A 17,109-nucleotide genomic window follows, 5' to 3' on the forward strand; every position below is an offset into this window, starting at 1 on the left:
ACCGTTATGTATCCAAAATTCACGGTCAATATACGACAAATGTGTGTTGGCGGGGCGGATAGCCGTTGTCGGGGGTCCCTTCGTACAATGGATCTGTGACTAACAACGCAGGTTCCGACGCTCCCCAGTCCGCTTTGTCCGCGCCCGCAGCGGTGCCGGCGGATCCCGCTGTGCCGGAAGCCGCTGTGCCCGAGGCCGCCGAGCCGGAGCGCCAGGCCGCGGCAGCCGAGGTGGCCGAGCTGACCGAGCGCATCCTCTCCCTGCGTGATGCCTACTATGGGGGCGATGCCGCCCCGGTCACCGACGCGGAATACGATGCGCTCCAGCATCGCCTGGCCGAGCTCGAACGACTCTTCCCCGAATTACAGTCCCAGGACAGCCCCACCCTGACGGTCGGCGCGGCAAAGAACACGCTCTTCTCCGAGGTCACCCATGCCGAGCGCATGCTGAGCCTCGACAACGTGTTTAGCCTGGACGAGCTGCGGGAGTGGGCCGAGAAGGCGCGTGCCCTGGCCGGTCGTGAGGTGAGGTTCCTGACCGAGCTCAAGATCGACGGTCTGGCCATCAACCTGCGCTACCGGGACGGGGTCCTGGTGAGCGCCGCCACCCGTGGCGACGGCGTGGTGGGGGAGGACGTGACCGAGAACGTCGCGCTGATTCCCGGCATCCCGGACCGTCTGCACGGCGATAACCTGCCCACGCTGGTTGAGGTGCGCGGGGAGATCTTCTTCCCGGTGGAGAATTTCGATGAGATCAATCGCACCCAGCAGGAGGTGGGGGAGAAGGTCTTCGCGAACCCGCGCAACGCGGCCAGCGGATCGCTGCGGCAAAAGCCGGACCGGAAGACCTCCGCCCAGCTTGCGGCGATGAAGCTGCGACTGAGCAAGCTGGCGATGTATGTGCACGGCATCGGTGCCTGGGAAAACCCGCCGGTTTCGGCGCAGTCCGAGGTCTACGATCTGCTGGCCGGATGGGGACTGCCCACCTCGCCAAATTCGCAGGTGTACACCTCGATCGATGAGGTGGCCGAGCGGATCGAATTTGTCGGAGCCCACCGCGGGTCCTTTACCCACGAGATTGACGGCATCGTGGTCAAGGTGGACGAGTTGGCCCTGCACGCCGAAATGGGTGCCACCAGCCGTGCGCCGCGCTGGGCGACTGCCTATAAGTATCCGCCCGAGGAGGTGCACACCCGACTGCTCGATATCGTGGTGAGCGTGGGGCGGACCGGTCGGGCAACCCCGTACGCGGTAATGGAAAAGGTGCGTGTGGCCGGCAGCGAGGTTGCCCAGGCCACGCTGCACAACCGCGACGTGGTCAAGGCCAAGGGTGTCCTGATCGGTGACATGGTTGTGCTGCGCAAGGCCGGAGATGTGATCCCCGAGGTGCTGGGGCCGGTTGTGGACCTGCGAGATGGTTCCGAACGCGAGTTTGTCATGCCCGTCGGGTGCCCCGAGTGTGGGACCGAGCTGCGGGCCATGAAGGAGGGTGATATCGACCTCCGCTGCCCCAACGCCCGCTCCTGCCCCGCCCAGGTGCGCGGCCGGGTCGAGCACATCGGTTCGCGTGGGGGCCTCGATATCGAGGCGCTCGGTGAGGTGGCCGCGGCCGCACTGACCCAGCCGGTGTTCCCCGAGGTTCCGCCGCTGGTGACCGAGGCGGGGCTGTTTGCGTTGCGCCTGGAAGACATCTTCCCGATCGTGGTCGAGGTGCGTGACGGCGAAACCGGCGAGCCGCGCATCGATGAAAAGACCGGCGAGCCCAAGCGGCTTAACCCGTTCCGTCGAAAGCGCAGCAAGCGCGATCCCGAGTTTGACCCCGAGGGCGAGTTCTTCGGGGACGCCGACTGGGTGCCCTCCAAGAACGCCGAGGAGCTGCTGCGCAACCTGGAGATCGCCAAGACCAAGCCGCTGTGGCGTCTGCTGGTATCGCTGAACATTCGTCACGTGGGACCGGTTGCCGCGCGGGCCCTGGCCGATTACTTTGGCTCGCTGGATGCGATCCGCTCGGCCACCCGGGAGGAACTGGCCGAGGTTGAGGGTGTGGGCCCCACCATCGCCGACTCGCTGCTGGAGTGGTTCCCGATCGACTGGCACGAGGAGATTCTGACCGCCTGGAGCGCGGCCGGCGTGCAGTGGTCCACCCCGGGCCACCCCGGACCCGGTGCCTCGGCCGCGGCCGACGGTGTGTTGACCGGACTGACGATTGTGGCAACCGGGTCGCTGGAGGGCTTCACCCGGGAGGGTGCCGCCGAGGCGATCATTTCCGCGGGCGGAAAATCCGCCTCGAGTGTGTCCAAGAAGACCGACTATGTGGCCGCCGGGCCCGGTGCCGGTTCAAAGCTGGCCAAGGCCGAGGCGCTGGGTGTGCCGGTGCTGGATGCGGCGCAGTTCGCGCGGCTGGTGGTTGAGGGACCGGGTTTTTTGACCGACTAACGACCGATCGCCCCGAACTGGGGTGAAAGTACCGGACTCCAATTTCCACTGGGCATTCGCATTGAGTCGGAAATCCAATAAAAAGTATGTATGACCGTATTGCGGAGTCCCAACGTTCGTCATGGTGCGCTGATCGCCGCGACCACCCTCGCGGTTGCGGCCGTGATCGTGGTCCCCGATTCCATCCCCGCGGAGGCCGCGGCGGTCCACTCCACCGAGTATCCCGGACGCACCATCGGCAGCGGGGGATACGGCTATATCGGCCAGTTCGGGGTGAATAATCCTCGGAGTACACCCGCGGCCTTCGACTTCTACTTTCCCTACGGCATTTCGATAGCCGGGGACAAGATCTATGTGGCGGACTCGGGGCTTGCCCCGCGTGAGGTCGGCTCGCAGGATGCCGGGCACAGCCTGCAGGGGTTTACGCTGACCGGCAAGCCGGGACATGACGGCATCGCCTACACCACCAACGGTGAGTGGACGGTGAGCACCCATCAGACCGAACCCAACCCACAAAACCTGGTGCGGTCGGATCTGATTCTGGCCGGGGACCCCGAGGTGCGCGGTCACCGGGGTGTGGCGACCGATGCCGACGGAAACGTGTATGTGGTGACCTCCAACTCGTCCCCGTTCATCAAGAAGTACTCACCCGCCGGCGTTGAGCTGGCCCGCTGGGGCGCCCCCGGGGTCTCCTCGGATCCGGCTCGGATGACCTGGCCCGTGGGGATCGCGGTGGATGCCGAGGGAGACATCTATGTGACCGCCGAGGGATATGCGGCCGTCGTGGTCTTCGACTCCTCGGGGAACCTGCGCGGACGCTACCTCGGCGCGGCCACCGCCGATAAGCCGCTCACCGCCCCCGGTCGTCTCAACAGCCCACAGTCGATTGCGATCGATCGCACCGGCGGCGGCATCTACGTGGGCGACATTTATGCGGGTGGACGTCAGGGCAAAATTCATAAGCTCCGGGTGAATAAGGCGGCGGGACTGCCCGCGACCCCGGAAAACCCCAATGGCTGGGAGTGGAGCGTGGACACCTCGTTTGGTGCCGCCGGGGCCGTGAATGCCGGGCCGTTTAGCTCGGTGATGAGCCTGCAGGTGGACCAGGCGAACGGCGACGTCCTGAGTGTCCTGGGCTCTGGAGGCATCGCTCGGCGCGATTCCACCGGTGCCAACATCACCTCGATTGGATCGGTCGGCGGGGGTGTGCACGATGAGGGGCGCACCGGGACCGTCCGCGGTATGGCGGTGGATGCGCGGGGATTTGTGTATGCCACAACCCAACAGAACACGAATGCGTCCAACACCCGCTCGCTCGTGCAGATCTTTGCCCGGACGCCCTCCCCACTCGCGGGGCTCTCGGCGGTGGCCGGCCCCGAATCGGTGACCCTGACCTGGGACGCCTCGGCCGTGGGGCACGGTCAGGCCGACGTCCTGGACTACGTGGTCGAGCGCTCGAGTGACGGTGGCGCTACCTGGGCCACCATCCCGCAGGATGCCCGTTCCACCGCCACCACACGGGTGATCACCGGCCTGACACCGGGAACCGAAACGCAGTTCCGAGTGCGGGCGTTCAGCGAGGCGGGCAGCGGGGATCCGGCGACCGCGGCCGCGGTGCCCGAGGTGGTAATTGAGCCCACGCCGACACCAACTCCGACCGAGCCAACCCCGTCGCCCACGCCGACCGAGCCGAGCCCGACTCCCACTTCGACCCCCACGGATCCCGCACCCACCGCGACCGCGGGTCCAGTCCCGCCCTCGGCCGGTCCGTCCTCCTCGGGTACGCCGAGCATCGCCCCGGGAGGCCACGGCGGCCTACCCGGAACCGGTTCGGCCGGGGTTCCGTTGCTCGCTGGGGTCGCGATGCTGCTCCTGATTGCCGGCGTCTGGATCCGCACGCGACGTCGCGACGCCTAACCCCGCGGGGCACCGGCCACCTTCATCGGGGTGACCGCGCTCTCCTCCGGCACGGCACAACGCCCCTCCGTCCTCCCACAACCGGGAGTGAGGAGGGGCGTTGTGCGCGTGGACGACCTAGGCGGCGTCGAGCTCCTGGATCTTGGCGCGCACCTCGCGGCGCAGCACCTTGCCGATCAGCGAGCGGGGCAGTTCATCCAGCACCACGATCCGGCGCGGAACCTTATAGGGGGTGAGGCGTTCGCGCAGCCAGGTGCGCACCTCCTCCTCGTTGAGGCTCTGTCCTGCTTCAACGATCACGCCGGCCACCACGTCCTCACCCGAGTGGGTCGAGGGCAGACCCACCACCGCGACATCGGCGATGGCGGGGTGGGTTTTCATCGTGGCCTCGACCTCGGACGGGGACACGTTGAAGCCGCCGGTGATGATGAGTTCCTTGATCCGGTCAACGATGCGGGTGAAGCCGTCCTCGTCGATGGTGACGATATCGCCGGTGCGGAACCAGCCGTCCACAAACACCTCGGCGGTTTCCTCGGGCTTGCGGTAGTAGCCCGAGAACACCTGCGGGCCCTTGACCAGCAGCTCGCCGGGCTCACCCAGCGGCAGCTCGACGGTGGGGTTGTCGGGATCCACCACCTTGAGTAGGGTCCCGGGCATCGGCAGACCCACGGTGCCGGCCTTGCGGTTCTCGGCCACCGGATTAGCCATCAGCACGGGGGAGCACTCGCTCAGGCCGAAGCCCTCGACGAGGTAGCCGCGGCTCAGCTTCTCCCAGGGCTCGACCAGCTCGGTGAGCAGGGGCATCGCCCCGGAGATCGCGATCTCGATGCCCTCGAGCGAGATGCCGCGCTCTACGGCGCGCTGCATCAGTCGCTCGGCGATCGGCGGGACCGCGGGGAAGAAGGTCGGCGGGTGCTTCTTCATGACCTTGAGTACCAGGTCGGGATCAAACTTGGGGAACAGCACCAGGCGCGCGCCCATGCTCATCGCGAAGGTCAGACACAGGGTGAGCCCGTAGGCGTGGAACATCGGCAGGACCGCGTAGACCACGCAGCCGCCGCGGGTGATGGTGGGAGTCCAGGCCTGGGCCTGCATCGCGTTGGCCAGCAGGTTGGCGTGACTGAGTACCGCGCCTTTGGGGCTGCCGGTGGTGCCCGAGGTGTACTGGATGACCGCGGTCTCGGCGGTTTCAGGCTCGGGAACCTCGGCCGAAATCCGGTCGTTTTTGAGCAGCTTCTCCCAGCGGATGGTGTTCTCGACCTGGGTGGTCAGCTGCTTGCGGGAGGCGCGAGCCGAGGCGATCGGCAGGTGCAGTGCGGCGCGCATGGCCCGCGGCATCGCGGTGGTCACATTGACCGAGACCAGGGAGCGGACCCCGAGGTCAACCGGGAAGTCCTGCACGGTTTCGGCGACCTTGTCCCAGACGATCGCGGTCTGCGCACGGTGGTCCTCAAACTGGTGACGCAGCTCGCGCGGGGTGTAGAGCGGGTTGTGCTCGATCACGATCGCGCCCAGGCGCAGCACCGCGTAGAACGCCACGATATGCTGCGGGCAGTTGGGCAACACCAGCGCGACCGTGTCGCCGCGGCGCACACCGAGGCGGCGCAGGCCCTCGGCCACACGCTCGATCTGGTCCTGCAGCTGCGCGTAGGTGGTGGTGGCACCAAAGAACTCCAGCGCCACGGCGCTCGGATATTTCTCGGCCGAGCCCTGGACCAGGGCACCCAGGTTGCCCGAGGGGACGGCAATGTCCTCGGGGACGTTTTCTGCGTAGCTGGCCAGCCAGGGACGGGTTTCGGATGCGAAAGACGAGGTATTCACGGGCACCATACTACGCAGGCAGGTCCCGTTTCCGGAGGAAACCCGGGGCGTGGTGCGTGGTTGGCGTGCGGTTTACCCCGCCGTCACCGCACTTTTGCGGTGGCGGGAGGCGAGGGGAGCGCGCCCCACGATAGACTGAGGAGATTCTTCCCGCCCTCTGAGATGGAGCTACATGTCGGAAATTACCCCGGAGCTCGTGACGCACCTCGCGTCGCTCTCCCGGATCGACCTCAGCCCGGACGAAATCGCCAGCCTCACCACCGAGCTGGGTCAGATCGTCGACAGCATCGCGAAGGTTTCGGAGGTGGCCACCGCTGACGTGCCCGCCACGAGCCACCCGATCCCGCTGACCAATGCGCTGCGCGCCGACGTGGTGGGGGAGACCCTCACCCAGGAGCAGGTGCTCCAGAATGCGCCCGAGCAGCAGGATGGCAAGTTTGTGGTCACCGCGATCCTCGGGGAGGAGCAGTAATGAGCGAGTTGATTCGCCTGTCCGCGGCCGAGCTGGCCGCCAAGCTTTCAGCCGGTGAGGTCTCCGCTGTGGAGGCCACCCAGGCCCACCTGGACCGCATCGCCGCCGTTGATGGCGACGTCCACGCGTTCCTGCACGTGTCGGGCTCGGCGCTGGAGACCGCCCGCGGTATCGACGAGCGTCGCGCCGCCGGTGAGCAGCTCCACGAGCTGGCCGGTGTGCCGCTCGCGGTCAAGGACGTCCTGGTCACCACGGACATGCCGTCCACCTCGGGATCGAAGATCCTCGAGGGCTACATGTCCCCGTTCGACGCGACCGTGGTGGAGCGCGCCCGCGCCGCCGGCCTGGTGGCGATCGGTAAGACCAACATGGACGAGTTCGCGATGGGTTCCTCCACCGAGCACTCGGCCTACGGCCCGACCCACAACCCGTGGGACCTCACCCGCATCCCCGGTGGTTCCGGTGGTGGCTCGGCCGCGGCCGTGGCAGCCTTCGAGGCGCCGCTGGCCCTGGGTTCGGACACCGGCGGATCGATCCGCCAGCCCGCCCACGTCACCGGTACCGTCGGTGTCAAGCCCACCTACGGTGGCGTGAGCCGCTACGGTTCGATCGCGCTGGCGTCCTCGCTGGACCAGGTCGGCCCGGTTACCCGGACCGTCCTCGACGCCGCGCTCCTGCACGATGTCATTGGTGGGCACGATGCCCGCGACTCCACCTCGATCCCCGAGTCCTGGGTCTCGATGGCCGCCGCCGCGCGCGAGGGTCAGTCGGGCGAGGTCCTCAAGGGCCTGCGCGTCGGTGTGGTTAAGCAGTTCTCCGGTGAGGGCTTCCAGGCCGGTGTCGAGCAGCGCTTTGCCGAGACCCTGACCCTGCTGCAGGGGGCCGGTGCCGAGATCGTCGAAATCGACGCCCCGCACTTCGAGTACGCCGTTGCCGCGTACTACCTGATCCTGCCCGCCGAGGCCTCCTCCAACCTGGCCCGCTACGACTCCGTGCGCTTCGGTCTGCGCGTGCATCCGCAGGGTGGCGGCACCGTCGAGGACGTCATGGCCGCGACCCGTGAGGCCGGCTTCGGTCCCGAGGTGAAGCGCCGCATCATCCTCGGTACCTACGCCCTGAGCTCGGGCTACTACGACGCCTACTACGGCAGCGCGCAGAAGGTCCGCACGCTGATTCAGCGCGACTTCAACGCCGCGTTCGACCAGGTGGACGTCATCGCCTCGCCGTCGGCCCCGACCACCGCCTTCAAGATCGGTGAGCGCGTCAACGACCCGCTGGCGATGTACCTCAACGACATCACCACCATTCCCGCGAACCTCGCGGGTGTGCCCGGAATCAGCATCCCCATGGGTCTCGCACCCGAGGACGGTCTGCCCACCGGTCTGCAGCTGATGGCCCCGGTTCGCGCCGATGACCGTCTGTACCGCGTCGCCGCCGCCATCGAGGCTCGCCTCGAATCCGGCTGGGGACACACCCTCATTTCGCAGGCACCCGCCCTGGGAGGAAAGTAAACATGGCCAAGGACAAGATCCTCTCCTTCGAGCGCGCACTGGAACTGTTTGAGCCCGTCCTCGGGTTCGAGGTTCACATCGAGCTCGGTACCAAGACGAAGATGTTCTCGTCGGCACCGAACGAGTTCGGTTCCGAGCCCAACACCAACATCACCCCGGTGGACCTCGGCCTGCCGGGCACCCTGCCGGTGGTCAACGAGCAGGCCGTGCGCTACTCGATCAGCCTGGGCCTCGCCCTCGGTTGCGAGATCGCCGAGACCTCAAGCTTTGCCCGGAAGAACTACTTCTACCCGGACATGACCAAGAACTACCAGATCACCCAGTCCGACCAGCCGATCGCATATGACGGTTCGGTCGAGGTTGAGCTGGCCGATGGCACCATCTACCACGTGCCGATCGAGCGTGCGCACATGGAGGAGGACGCCGGAAAGCTCACCCACGTGGGTGGTTCGGCCGGTCGCATCCAGGGTGCCTCGGCCTCGCTGGTGGACTACAACCGTGCCGGTGTGCCGCTGGTGGAGATCGTGACCCGGCCCATCTTTGGCGCCGAGCACAACGCCCCCGAGCTGGCCAAGGCCTACGTGGCCGTGGTTCGTGAGATCGCGATCTCGCTGGGCATCTCCGAGGCCCGGATGGAGCGCGGTAACCTGCGCTGTGACGCCAACGTCTCGCTGCGCCCCCGCGGCCAGGAGAAGCTGGGTACCCGCACCGAGACCAAGAACGTCAACTCGCTGCGCTCGGTTGAGCGCGCGGTGCGCTACGAGATCCAGCGTCAGGCTGCGATCCTCGAGGCCGGTGGCACCATCACCCAGGAGACCCGTCACTGGCACGAGGACACCGGTACCACGAGCGCCGGCCGTCCGAAGTCGGACGCGGATGACTACCGCTACTTCCCCGAGCCCGACCTGCTGCCCGTCGTTCCTGGTCGCGAGCTGATCGAGCAGCTGCGTTCCGAGCTGCCCGAGGCCCCCGCCGCCCGCAACCGTCGCCTCAAGGGCGAGTGGGGCTTCACCGACCTGGAGTTCCAGGACGTCGTGAACGGTGGTCTGCTGGCCGAGATCAGCGCTACCGTCGCCGCCGGGGCTACCGCTCAGGCTGCCCGCAAGTGGTGGACCGGCGAGATCTCGCGTATCGCCAACACCCAGGGTGTGGACGCCGCGTCGCTGATCTCCCCGGAGAACGTCGCCGCGACCGCCAAGCTGGTCGAGGCCGGCACCCTGACCGATAAGCTGGCCCGCCAGGTTATCGAGGGTGTTATCGCCGGTGAGGGTTCGCCGCAGGAGGTTGTGGATGCCCGCGGCCTCGCCGTGGTGAGCGACGACGGCGCGCTGATCGCCGCCATCGACGAGGCGCTCGCCGCGCAGCCCGACATCCTGGAAAAGCTCCGCGAGGGCAAGGTCCAGGCCGCCGGTGCCGTGATCGGTGCCGTCATGAAGGCCATGAAGGGCCAGGCCGACGCCGCCCGCGTGCGCGAACTCCTGCTGGAGCGCGCCGCGCAGGCATAGTTCACGCCCCGCTCCACGGCGGCCCGCACTCCCTTCGGGGAGGGCGGGCCGCCGTTTTTGCTCGCAAAGTGAAGCCAGGGTGCAGCGATGCACGGGCGATTCCGGCTACCCTAGCGAGCATGGAGCCGCACATCATCTCGCTATTGCAATCCGATAAATACGCCCGAAACGCCGCGGCGCTGGAGGCCGAGATGGCACGGATCACCGAGGATCTGGGGTCAACCAGCGCCGAGACCCGCCTGCAGTCGGCACGAGCGCTGAACCGGCTGGCCCGTGCCGAGCTTAGCTGGATGCTTCTCCCCGTGAGAAACCACTTCCGTTCCGCGGATTTCCGAGACATCGTGGATCCGGCCCTGCGCGCCGCCGATGACCGAACCCGTGCGATCCTCCTCAACACCGTGCGAAACGCCTACGAACGCTATATCGTGCACCCCATGTGGGGAGACCTCCGCAGCGAGGATTACGGTTCGTGGTGGGAGGAGTGGCTGCACTCCACGGGCGAGACGTTTGTTGACAACGCGGATCTGCCCACGCGGTGCGAGGCCGCCTATCTGCTGGCACTGACCGGCGATCCGCGCGGGTGGGAGGCCTACCTTGAAATCGTGCCGCGACGCTCTGCCCTGCTGGGACAGTTAGAACTCGCGATCCTGCTGTGCCCCGATTCCCGCACGCCCACCCAGGTTGATTCGATTCTCGCCCTGACCGATGAAACCGAGCGGCGGTACCCCAAGCAGGCATTTACGGCGCAGAGTATCCGTGACGCGCTCGGTGCCGGACACCGGGAAGCGAATCCGGCATAGACTCTGCCCTCGCCGATGTCGGGGCCATTCATTACAAATACTGTCGTTTGCGAAGGGTGAGGTCCCCGCGACGAGAACAGAGAACGCCAATAAATCCGCAAGTGGCACCCAGCAGGACTATCGTTTCCGTGCCAGCATCACAGGCTGCGATGAGTGCAATGCTTGTGGGAACTAAGAGGGCAATGAACACCAGACCCGCAACCACTCCGCGGGCAAAGTGTCGCGGAGCCGTGTTCATGAGCGCATCGAGACACCAGAATGCGAGGGCTGGGACGGCCGGGGCAAAAAAAATGAGACCCCAGATGCCACCAAACGATGCCATCACGACGAGGACCGGCGAAAAAAATCGCCCAGGCGTGAAAGAAGTACCCCTAAAGCACCTGTCACCGCTCCGAGCGCGAGGACGGTCATGACATTGAATTCAAATGCAGCCGACAGGAGGGGGACAAGAGTGAAAAACACGATGACCACTAAAATCCCCGTGAATAGCCCCCGCCAGAGGCTGTGCTTTGGCCGATTCATCATGGCGTCAAGACCCCAGAACACCAAAACGGGGAGCAGGGGGATTGACCAAACCAGCCAGGTAAGTCCACCAAATGTTCCAAAGAGCAGCATCATCGTGACCCCGTAGATCGTGACGGCTCCCACCGGAATTGCCACAAGCGAATGGAGAAGGGCCCCGAGTCGACGCGAGCGCGGGCGGGTTACCTCCGGCGCCGGCGTGGACTGATCAGATCCGGTTTCCGCCTCGGGTACGGCACGGGGCAGCTGTGTCCCTTCGACGAAATTGTTCTGGTCCATCTCTATCCCCCATTTGTCGTAAGTGTTTCACTCTGTCATCCTTGCCGCACGTATTCAAGCTAAAACTCGTTATCCAATGGTGGAGCCTGAGCGAACCCTCATCACGTTAACCTGCGCCGATGTCGGGGGTCGGTGGGACAATGGGGGAGTGAGTAAGCAGGACGGGCGCGAGAGACTGGTGTCGGCGGCAAACGCCGACGACAGTGAGACCCCGATCCTGCACGTGGACATGGACTCGTTTTTTGCGTCGGTGTCGCTGCTGGATCGCCCCGAAGACGCTCATCTGCCGGTGGCCATCGGCCACCGTTCGGGACGCAGCGTGGTGTCCACCGCGAACTATGCGGCACGGCGCTACGGCGTCAACGCGGCGATGCCGATGGCCCGCGCACTCCAGCTGTGTCCCTCGCTGCTGGTGATCGAGCCAGACTTCGCCGCCTACCGGCACTACTCGGGCATCGTGATGAATATCTTCCGTGAGATGACTCCGATGGTGGAGGTGCTGGGTATCGACGAGGCATTCCTCGACGTGTCCGGCGCTCGCCGACTGCTGGGCAGCCCCAGCCAGATCGGGCACGAGATCCGTCGCCGGGTGCGTGAACAGACCGGCCTGGCCTGCACCGTGGGCATCGCCGCCACCAAGTTTGTGGCCAAGATCGCCTCCGGTAAGGGCAAACCCGACGGCCTGCTGGTCATCCCCAAGGCCGAAACCGGCGCGTTTTTGCGTCCGCTGCCAATCCGCGCGCTCTGGGGCGTGGGCGCGAAAACCGCCGAGTCACTCGAACGAATCGCGCTGCGCACGGTGGCCGACGTGGCCGATGCTCCCGAACGACTCCTGGTGCGTGCGGTCGGTCCGGCCACCGCGCTCAAGCTGCAACTGCTCGCCCGCGGCCAGGATGCCCGCCGGGTGGAGCCGGCGGTTGCCGCCGAAAAGAGCATCGGACACGAGGTGACCTTCGAGCACTCGATCTCCGACCCGCGGGCAGTTCGCCGCGAACTGCTAGGCCTGAGTGACCGGGTTGCCGCGCGGCTGCGGGCCGCGGATATGTCGGCCAAGACGGTCGCGATCAAGGTGCGCTTTGACGATTTCACCACGCTGTCTCGCTCGCGCACCCTCGCCGAGCCCACCCACGTGGCCCGGCGAATCTTTGAGGAGGCCGCCGACCTGGTGGACGCGCTGGAGATTGCCGGGCATCCGGTTCGGCTGATCGGCGTCCGCGGGGAACAGCTGCAGACCGGAACCGATCCGCGCGCCGCACTCTGGGACCCCGATGAGGACTGGCGCGAGGCCGAATCCGCGATCGATACGCTGCGTGCACGCTTCGGGGCCGGAGCGATCATGTCCGCCGCGCTGCTGGATCGGGCGGCACCGGCGCCCTCGGTCCCACCACACGGCATCGTCCGAGATCACATCGAGCCCTACGATCACTAAGCCTGGGCACACGGCATCGTCCGAGATCACATCGAGCCGTACGATCATTGAGGCCGTGCGTCTGGTTCCGACAGGCCGAGGAGTGCGGTCGGGAATCAGGACTACACTGCTCGTGTTACGTTCGAGTGTTCCGTGAGAATAACCTCTCCCGTGAGCGCTCCCCATCCCCGCACCGCCCGCTTTTCCGCAAGCCCGCGCGCCCACGTCACCCTGGAGAATCGCCGTGACAGACACCGATCAGACCCCCACCGACACACACGCCGCCACTGCGCACGAGGAGTTTGTGTATGTATCCCCCGAGGACCCGCGTGTAGAACCGCTGATTCGCGAGCTTGCCGCCGAATACGACCACCGGTACGGCGACCTCTTCGGGGAGCCCGCCTCCGCCGAACTGTACCGCTATCCGGCCGAGAACTTCCTGCCTCCGATCGGGGCCTTCGCCCTGCTGATGCGCGACGGCGTCGCGGTGGCCGGCGGCGCATTCAAACGCTTCGATCAGCACACCACCGAGTTCAAACGCATCTGGGTGTCTTCCCAGCAGCGCCGACAGGGTCTCGCCAAGCGCGTGCTGGCCGAGCTGGAAGACGAGTCCCGGCGTCGCGGCTTCACCCGCGCCTACCTGACCACCGGGCCACGTCAGCCCGAGGCCGTTCGCCTGTATCTCGGCACCGGGTGGACGCCGCTGTTTGATCCGCGGGGCACGGCCGAACAGATCGGCATCTATGGGTTTGCGAAGTCCCTGACCAGCGAGGACCTGGACGCTCGTGAGATCCAGGCTCGCTACGACGCCGAGCGCGCCGAGTTCCTCCCCGAGCTGCAGGCGGAGGCAGCCGACCCGGCAGGCGGGGCCGGGTCTGCGGAGGCAGCCGACGTGCCAAACTCAGCCGACGTGACCGCCGCAGCCCAGGCGCACACCGACGCGGCCTAGACGAGGACGGGGCCGCGTGCCGCCCGGAGCGAAAACAGCCTGGGTGCGCCGCGGCCCTGCACCAGATCGGCCAGGTATGTTCCCACCACCGGGGTGAATTTGAACCCGTGCCCGGAGAAGCCCGCACCCACCACGATTGGGCCCACCCGGTCGAGCACAAAGTGTGAATCCTCGGTGGTGGTGTAGGTGCAGCTGATCTCGCCGAAGGAGTCGGGGTCGGCCCCGGGCAGCCAGTCGCTGACATAACGCCGGAGGTCACGCAGCTGGGTCGGTTCGCTGCGGAAGGTGCGGGCATCGGGATCGGTGACCGGGCCCACGCCGTGCCATCCCGCCTTGATCCCCTCACCCAGGGTCTGCATGCCATAAATCGGCGACCGCCAGTACCCGTAGCGTGGATCCCGCGGGTCCGGCGTGTGGTTGAACCCGGGCCAGATCAGTCCCGGTTCGCGTTCGGCAAAGTGAGCGGGCTGTTCCTGCGTGACGGTGAGCCGGGGCAGGGCGATGTCCGGTCCCAGGAGCGCGGTGGTCCACGCCCCCAGGGTCACCACGGCCCGCCGAGCCTCCCAGAATTCGGCATCACCCCGGGCGGATCCGTCCGCGTTCTGGGGCACCACCGTGATCCGGACTCGATTCTCCCCGAGGACCTGTACCCGCGTCACCCGTGCGCCGTGGCGGATGTGCGCCCCGTGCGCCCGCGCCGATTCCTGGAGTGCGGTGACCGCGGCATCGGCGTTGAGTCGGCCGGCCTGCGGGGTGGCCAGCACCCGGGTATCGAACCGGATTCCCGGCCAGCGCCTTCCGGCGACGGCCGGGTCGAGGAACTCGGCCGTGAAACCGAACTCGGGCAGCAGCCGCGCCACCGCGTCAAAGGCCGGGTTTGCGCCGTGATTCACGATGCCCACTTGGTCCAGCAGCGCGGTCCCGGTGTCGGCCTCAAGCTCACGCCAGGCCGGAAGCGCGGCGGCGAGCATGCGCAGGTACACCGGCTCGGCATACGAGAGGTTGAAGTTGCGCGAGGCTCCGTGCGAGGCTCCCCGGGTGTGCCCCGGGGTGAAGCGCTCAAACAGGGCCACATCGATCCCGCGGCGGGCAAGTTCCCGGGCCGCGGCCGAGCCCATGGCACCGCCGCCGATTACGAGGGTGTCCACAGAATTGGTCATCGAGCCTCCGCAAGAAATTCCTGAGCCGTCCGGTCCCTGACGTCGGGTGCGGAGGCCCGAGAATTCGAGACATCGCTTGGCGTGGGAACGGCTGTGTCCGATGCTACCCGGTGCTCGGTGATCTCGGCCAGGCGGATCAGCAGGGCTCGCGCAACCCGATCGTTTTCACGGAAGGAGACGGCGTTGGTCCGGGGCCGGGAAAATGCCCCGACAAACGGGGAATTGGTATACGGGCCGATTGCGAAACTGCGTGGGGCGGGGTCGCCCCCGATGTGCACCACTCGGCGGTCCTCGGGTCGGACCGTGAGCTTCCCGGTGGGGGCGGTGAGTTCGGTTCGCCCCGACGTATGCGGATCCCGGGCGATCTCCTCAACCCCGTCGCCCGTGTCGATCAGGCTGCGCAGCAGCGCACTATCGCTGCGGGCGATGTTTGCGTCGGGCAGGCGGGCATCCACCAGCGCACGGGCAGACACGGTGCGGTCGTGGTTCGCCCCGCGGGCGCGGAACTCGCCGGTTTTTTCGTTGATATCGACTCGAATGTCCCCGCCGAGGAAGTCCACAATGCCCGCGGCCGACAGGGCCAGCAGCTCCTCTAGACGGTGTGCCGGAGGGCCGCTGGCAATGAAACTGAAGTAGCCCTGCCACCAGCCGTTGATATCCGCGACGCGGGAGCGAGCCGTCCACTTGGGGGAGGCCACCAGTTCGGCAAAGGTGAACATCGAGCCGAGGATCGAGAGGAACAGTCCCAGGGTCGCGCTGTGTTCGGGGCGGGTGCGCAGGCGCAGGTCGTCTTCGATATAGGAGCGCACCGCCCGCTGCAGATCCTCAACCCGGTCGAACTGGGTACCGGCGAGCGGACGATCAAGTTCGGGCAGGAACAGGCGATCCAGGGGGTCGGGGACCGAAGCCTCGATCAGCGCGGAGAGGGCCCGGGCGTCGGCCTCCACCGCGGCCCGATCCCGATCGTCGCGAATTCGGGGGAGTGGATACCCCTGGGATCCTGCGGACACGGACGCGTCTGGCCGCGTGGTGGAGGTTGTGTCCGAGCGCGCGGTCACGGAGGGCGCTGAGTCCGCGGGCGTCGTGCCCGGACCCACGGTGACAGGTTCGCCCGCCGCGGTGGCGATCAGCACCGCCCGCGGATCGATCGGCTCGAAGGCCCGGGAAAACGTTCCCCACGTGGCGTTCACCCGCTCGGGGTGGCCGGTGAAGAGTTCCCGATAGTAGCCCCAGAGCATCTCCTTGGCGATCAGCGGCCAGACATCATCGGCAAAATCCAGCGAGTCTCGCTCGGCCTCCAGCCGGGCCGCCACTTCGGCGGTGAAAAATCTCGGAGACGGGGCCTCCCCGGCGAGCGCCGAGCCGATCTTCGAGTGGTAGGGAACGCCGCGCCGGGATCCGACCAAAATCCGGGGTTCCCGTCCCGAGGGCACATAGCGCAGCGGGCCGCCGGGAAGCGGACGCTCAAATCGGCCGCCACGCCCCTCGGTGAGGAGCACGATCAGGTCTACGGCGGCGAGCCCGAATCCACGAACCAGGACGTTTTCGCCGGGCCGGAGCGCCCGGGTATCGGCATCCGCGGTGAAGGCCGGTGGCAGATAAAACAGGCCGTGTGTGGTTGCGAAGCCGTGCAGCCGGGCATGCTCCGGTTCCGGTTTTACCCCGGTGTGCCCCAGGGAATAGAGCACCAGGTCGGCGTCGAGGACCTCACCGTTATCCAGGTGCACCCGTCGCGATCCGTCCGCAGTTTCGCGCACCGACAGGGCGAGGGCTCGATGCTCGATGACCCGCACGCCGGGGCCGAGGACGCGCACCGCCTCGGTATAGAACCAGCGCAGATACAGACTCTGGACGCGCCGGGTGGGGAAGGATGCCGGCCCGAGGCCGCTCAGTTCCTCCCGGAGCGCATTATCCATGTCTCCCTCCTCGCCCGGGAGCACAATCGCGCCCGTGCGGACCCGCTCGGCCCACTCCACCAGCGAGGGACCGGGCCGGATCGGACCCTCGATGACCGAGGTCTCATCGGTGAACATCGTCACATCCGCGGCCATCGAGTTGAGCTTGAGGAGCGGCGACTGGTCATAACGCCAGATTCGGCCGGGACCCGCCGGATGCGGATCCACCAGGTGCACGATGAGGGGCGTACCGGCGGGCCAGAGCTCGGCAGCATTCGCGGCGAGACGCTCAAGCACACCCACCGCACGCGGTCCCGCGCCGAGCACAACGAGGGACGGCGCGGGCGCGGGCTGGGAGGAAAAAGTGGGGACTGACATGCCTGCAGGCTAAGCACTAAAACCCCCGATGAGCGTTGTGTGACACCGAGTGCACAC

Annotated in this window: 12 protein-coding genes; 8 read left to right on the forward strand and 4 right to left on the reverse strand. The window is 66.8% G+C overall.

Annotated features, from left to right (window positions below; all coding sequences use genetic code 11):
• Positions 1-170 precede the first annotated feature (170 nt).
• Both ligA and M2390_RS04830 read left to right on the forward strand, forming a co-directional pair.
• Positions 171-2,435, forward strand: a complete 2,265-nt coding sequence (gene ligA, locus M2390_RS04825; RefSeq protein ID WP_396822687.1) for an NAD-dependent DNA ligase LigA — start codon at positions 171-173, stop codon at positions 2,433-2,435.
• 90 nt (positions 2,436-2,525) lie between these two features.
• Positions 2,526-4,352 (forward strand): fibronectin type III domain-containing protein, encoded by a 1,827-nt coding sequence (locus M2390_RS04830; protein WP_259177412.1) that lies wholly within the window; start codon positions 2,526-2,528, stop codon positions 4,350-4,352.
• Between the two features lie 117 nt (positions 4,353-4,469).
• Here M2390_RS04830 and M2390_RS04835 read toward each other — a convergent pair whose 3' ends face one another.
• On the reverse strand, positions 4,470-6,182 hold the full coding sequence (locus M2390_RS04835; RefSeq protein ID WP_396822555.1) for a long-chain-fatty-acid--CoA ligase: 1,713 nt from the start codon (positions 6,180-6,182) through the stop codon (positions 4,470-4,472).
• 163 nt (positions 6,183-6,345) lie between these two features.
• Between M2390_RS04835 and gatC the strand changes: the two genes are divergently transcribed.
• From gatC to M2390_RS04855, 4 genes are all read left to right on the forward strand, one after another.
• A complete protein-coding gene (gene gatC / locus M2390_RS04840; RefSeq protein ID WP_121649015.1) occupies positions 6,346-6,645 on the forward strand; it encodes an Asp-tRNA(Asn)/Glu-tRNA(Gln) amidotransferase subunit GatC in 300 nt (99 codons plus the stop codon).
• Positions 6,645-8,156 carry an Asp-tRNA(Asn)/Glu-tRNA(Gln) amidotransferase subunit GatA gene (gene gatA / locus M2390_RS04845; RefSeq protein WP_259177418.1) on the forward strand — a complete coding sequence of 504 codons (1,512 nt, stop codon included), beginning with the start codon at positions 6,645-6,647 and terminating at the stop codon, positions 8,154-8,156. The genes gatC and gatA overlap by 1 nt, the downstream gene beginning before the upstream one ends.
• 2 nt (positions 8,157-8,158) lie before the next feature.
• A complete protein-coding gene (gene gatB / locus M2390_RS04850) occupies positions 8,159-9,661 on the forward strand; it encodes an Asp-tRNA(Asn)/Glu-tRNA(Gln) amidotransferase subunit GatB (RefSeq protein ID WP_030148761.1) in 1,503 nt (500 codons plus the stop codon).
• Positions 9,662-9,780: 119 nt separating this feature from the next.
• Positions 9,781-10,461, forward strand: a complete 681-nt coding sequence (locus M2390_RS04855) for a hypothetical protein (protein WP_259177419.1) — start codon at positions 9,781-9,783, stop codon at positions 10,459-10,461.
• Between the two features lie 321 nt (positions 10,462-10,782).
• Here the strand turns inward: M2390_RS04855 and M2390_RS04860 are convergent, their stop codons facing one another.
• Positions 10,783-11,262, reverse strand: coding sequence for a hypothetical protein (locus tag M2390_RS04860; RefSeq protein ID WP_259177421.1), 480 nt, complete (start codon positions 11,260-11,262; stop codon positions 10,783-10,785).
• Between the two features lie 148 nt (positions 11,263-11,410).
• Here M2390_RS04860 and dinB point away from each other — a divergent pair, with 148 nt between their 5' ends.
• Positions 11,411-12,691, forward strand: coding sequence for a DNA polymerase IV (dinB, locus tag M2390_RS04865; protein WP_259177422.1), 1,281 nt, complete (start codon positions 11,411-11,413; stop codon positions 12,689-12,691).
• A gap of 223 nt (positions 12,692-12,914) precedes the next feature.
• A complete protein-coding gene (locus tag M2390_RS04870) occupies positions 12,915-13,619 on the forward strand; it encodes a GNAT family N-acetyltransferase (RefSeq protein ID WP_259177423.1) in 705 nt (234 codons plus the stop codon).
• Here M2390_RS04870 and M2390_RS04875 read toward each other — a convergent pair.
• Complete coding sequence (locus tag M2390_RS04875; RefSeq protein WP_259177424.1) at positions 13,616-14,779, reverse strand: FAD-dependent oxidoreductase; 1,164 nt, start codon at positions 14,777-14,779, stop codon at positions 13,616-13,618. The genes M2390_RS04870 and M2390_RS04875 overlap by 4 nt on opposite strands.
• Entirely contained in the window at positions 14,776-17,052 is a 2,277-nt protein-coding gene (locus M2390_RS04880) for an FAD/NAD(P)-binding domain-containing protein (protein ID WP_259177425.1), read from the reverse strand. The genes M2390_RS04875 and M2390_RS04880 overlap by 4 nt, the downstream gene beginning before the upstream one ends.
• Positions 17,053-17,109 lie beyond the last annotated feature (57 nt).

Origin of the sequence: Mycetocola sp. BIGb0189 (assembly GCF_024810155.1) — a bacterium.
Taxonomy (GTDB): domain Bacteria; phylum Actinomycetota; class Actinomycetes; order Actinomycetales; family Microbacteriaceae; genus Mycetocola; species Mycetocola lacteus.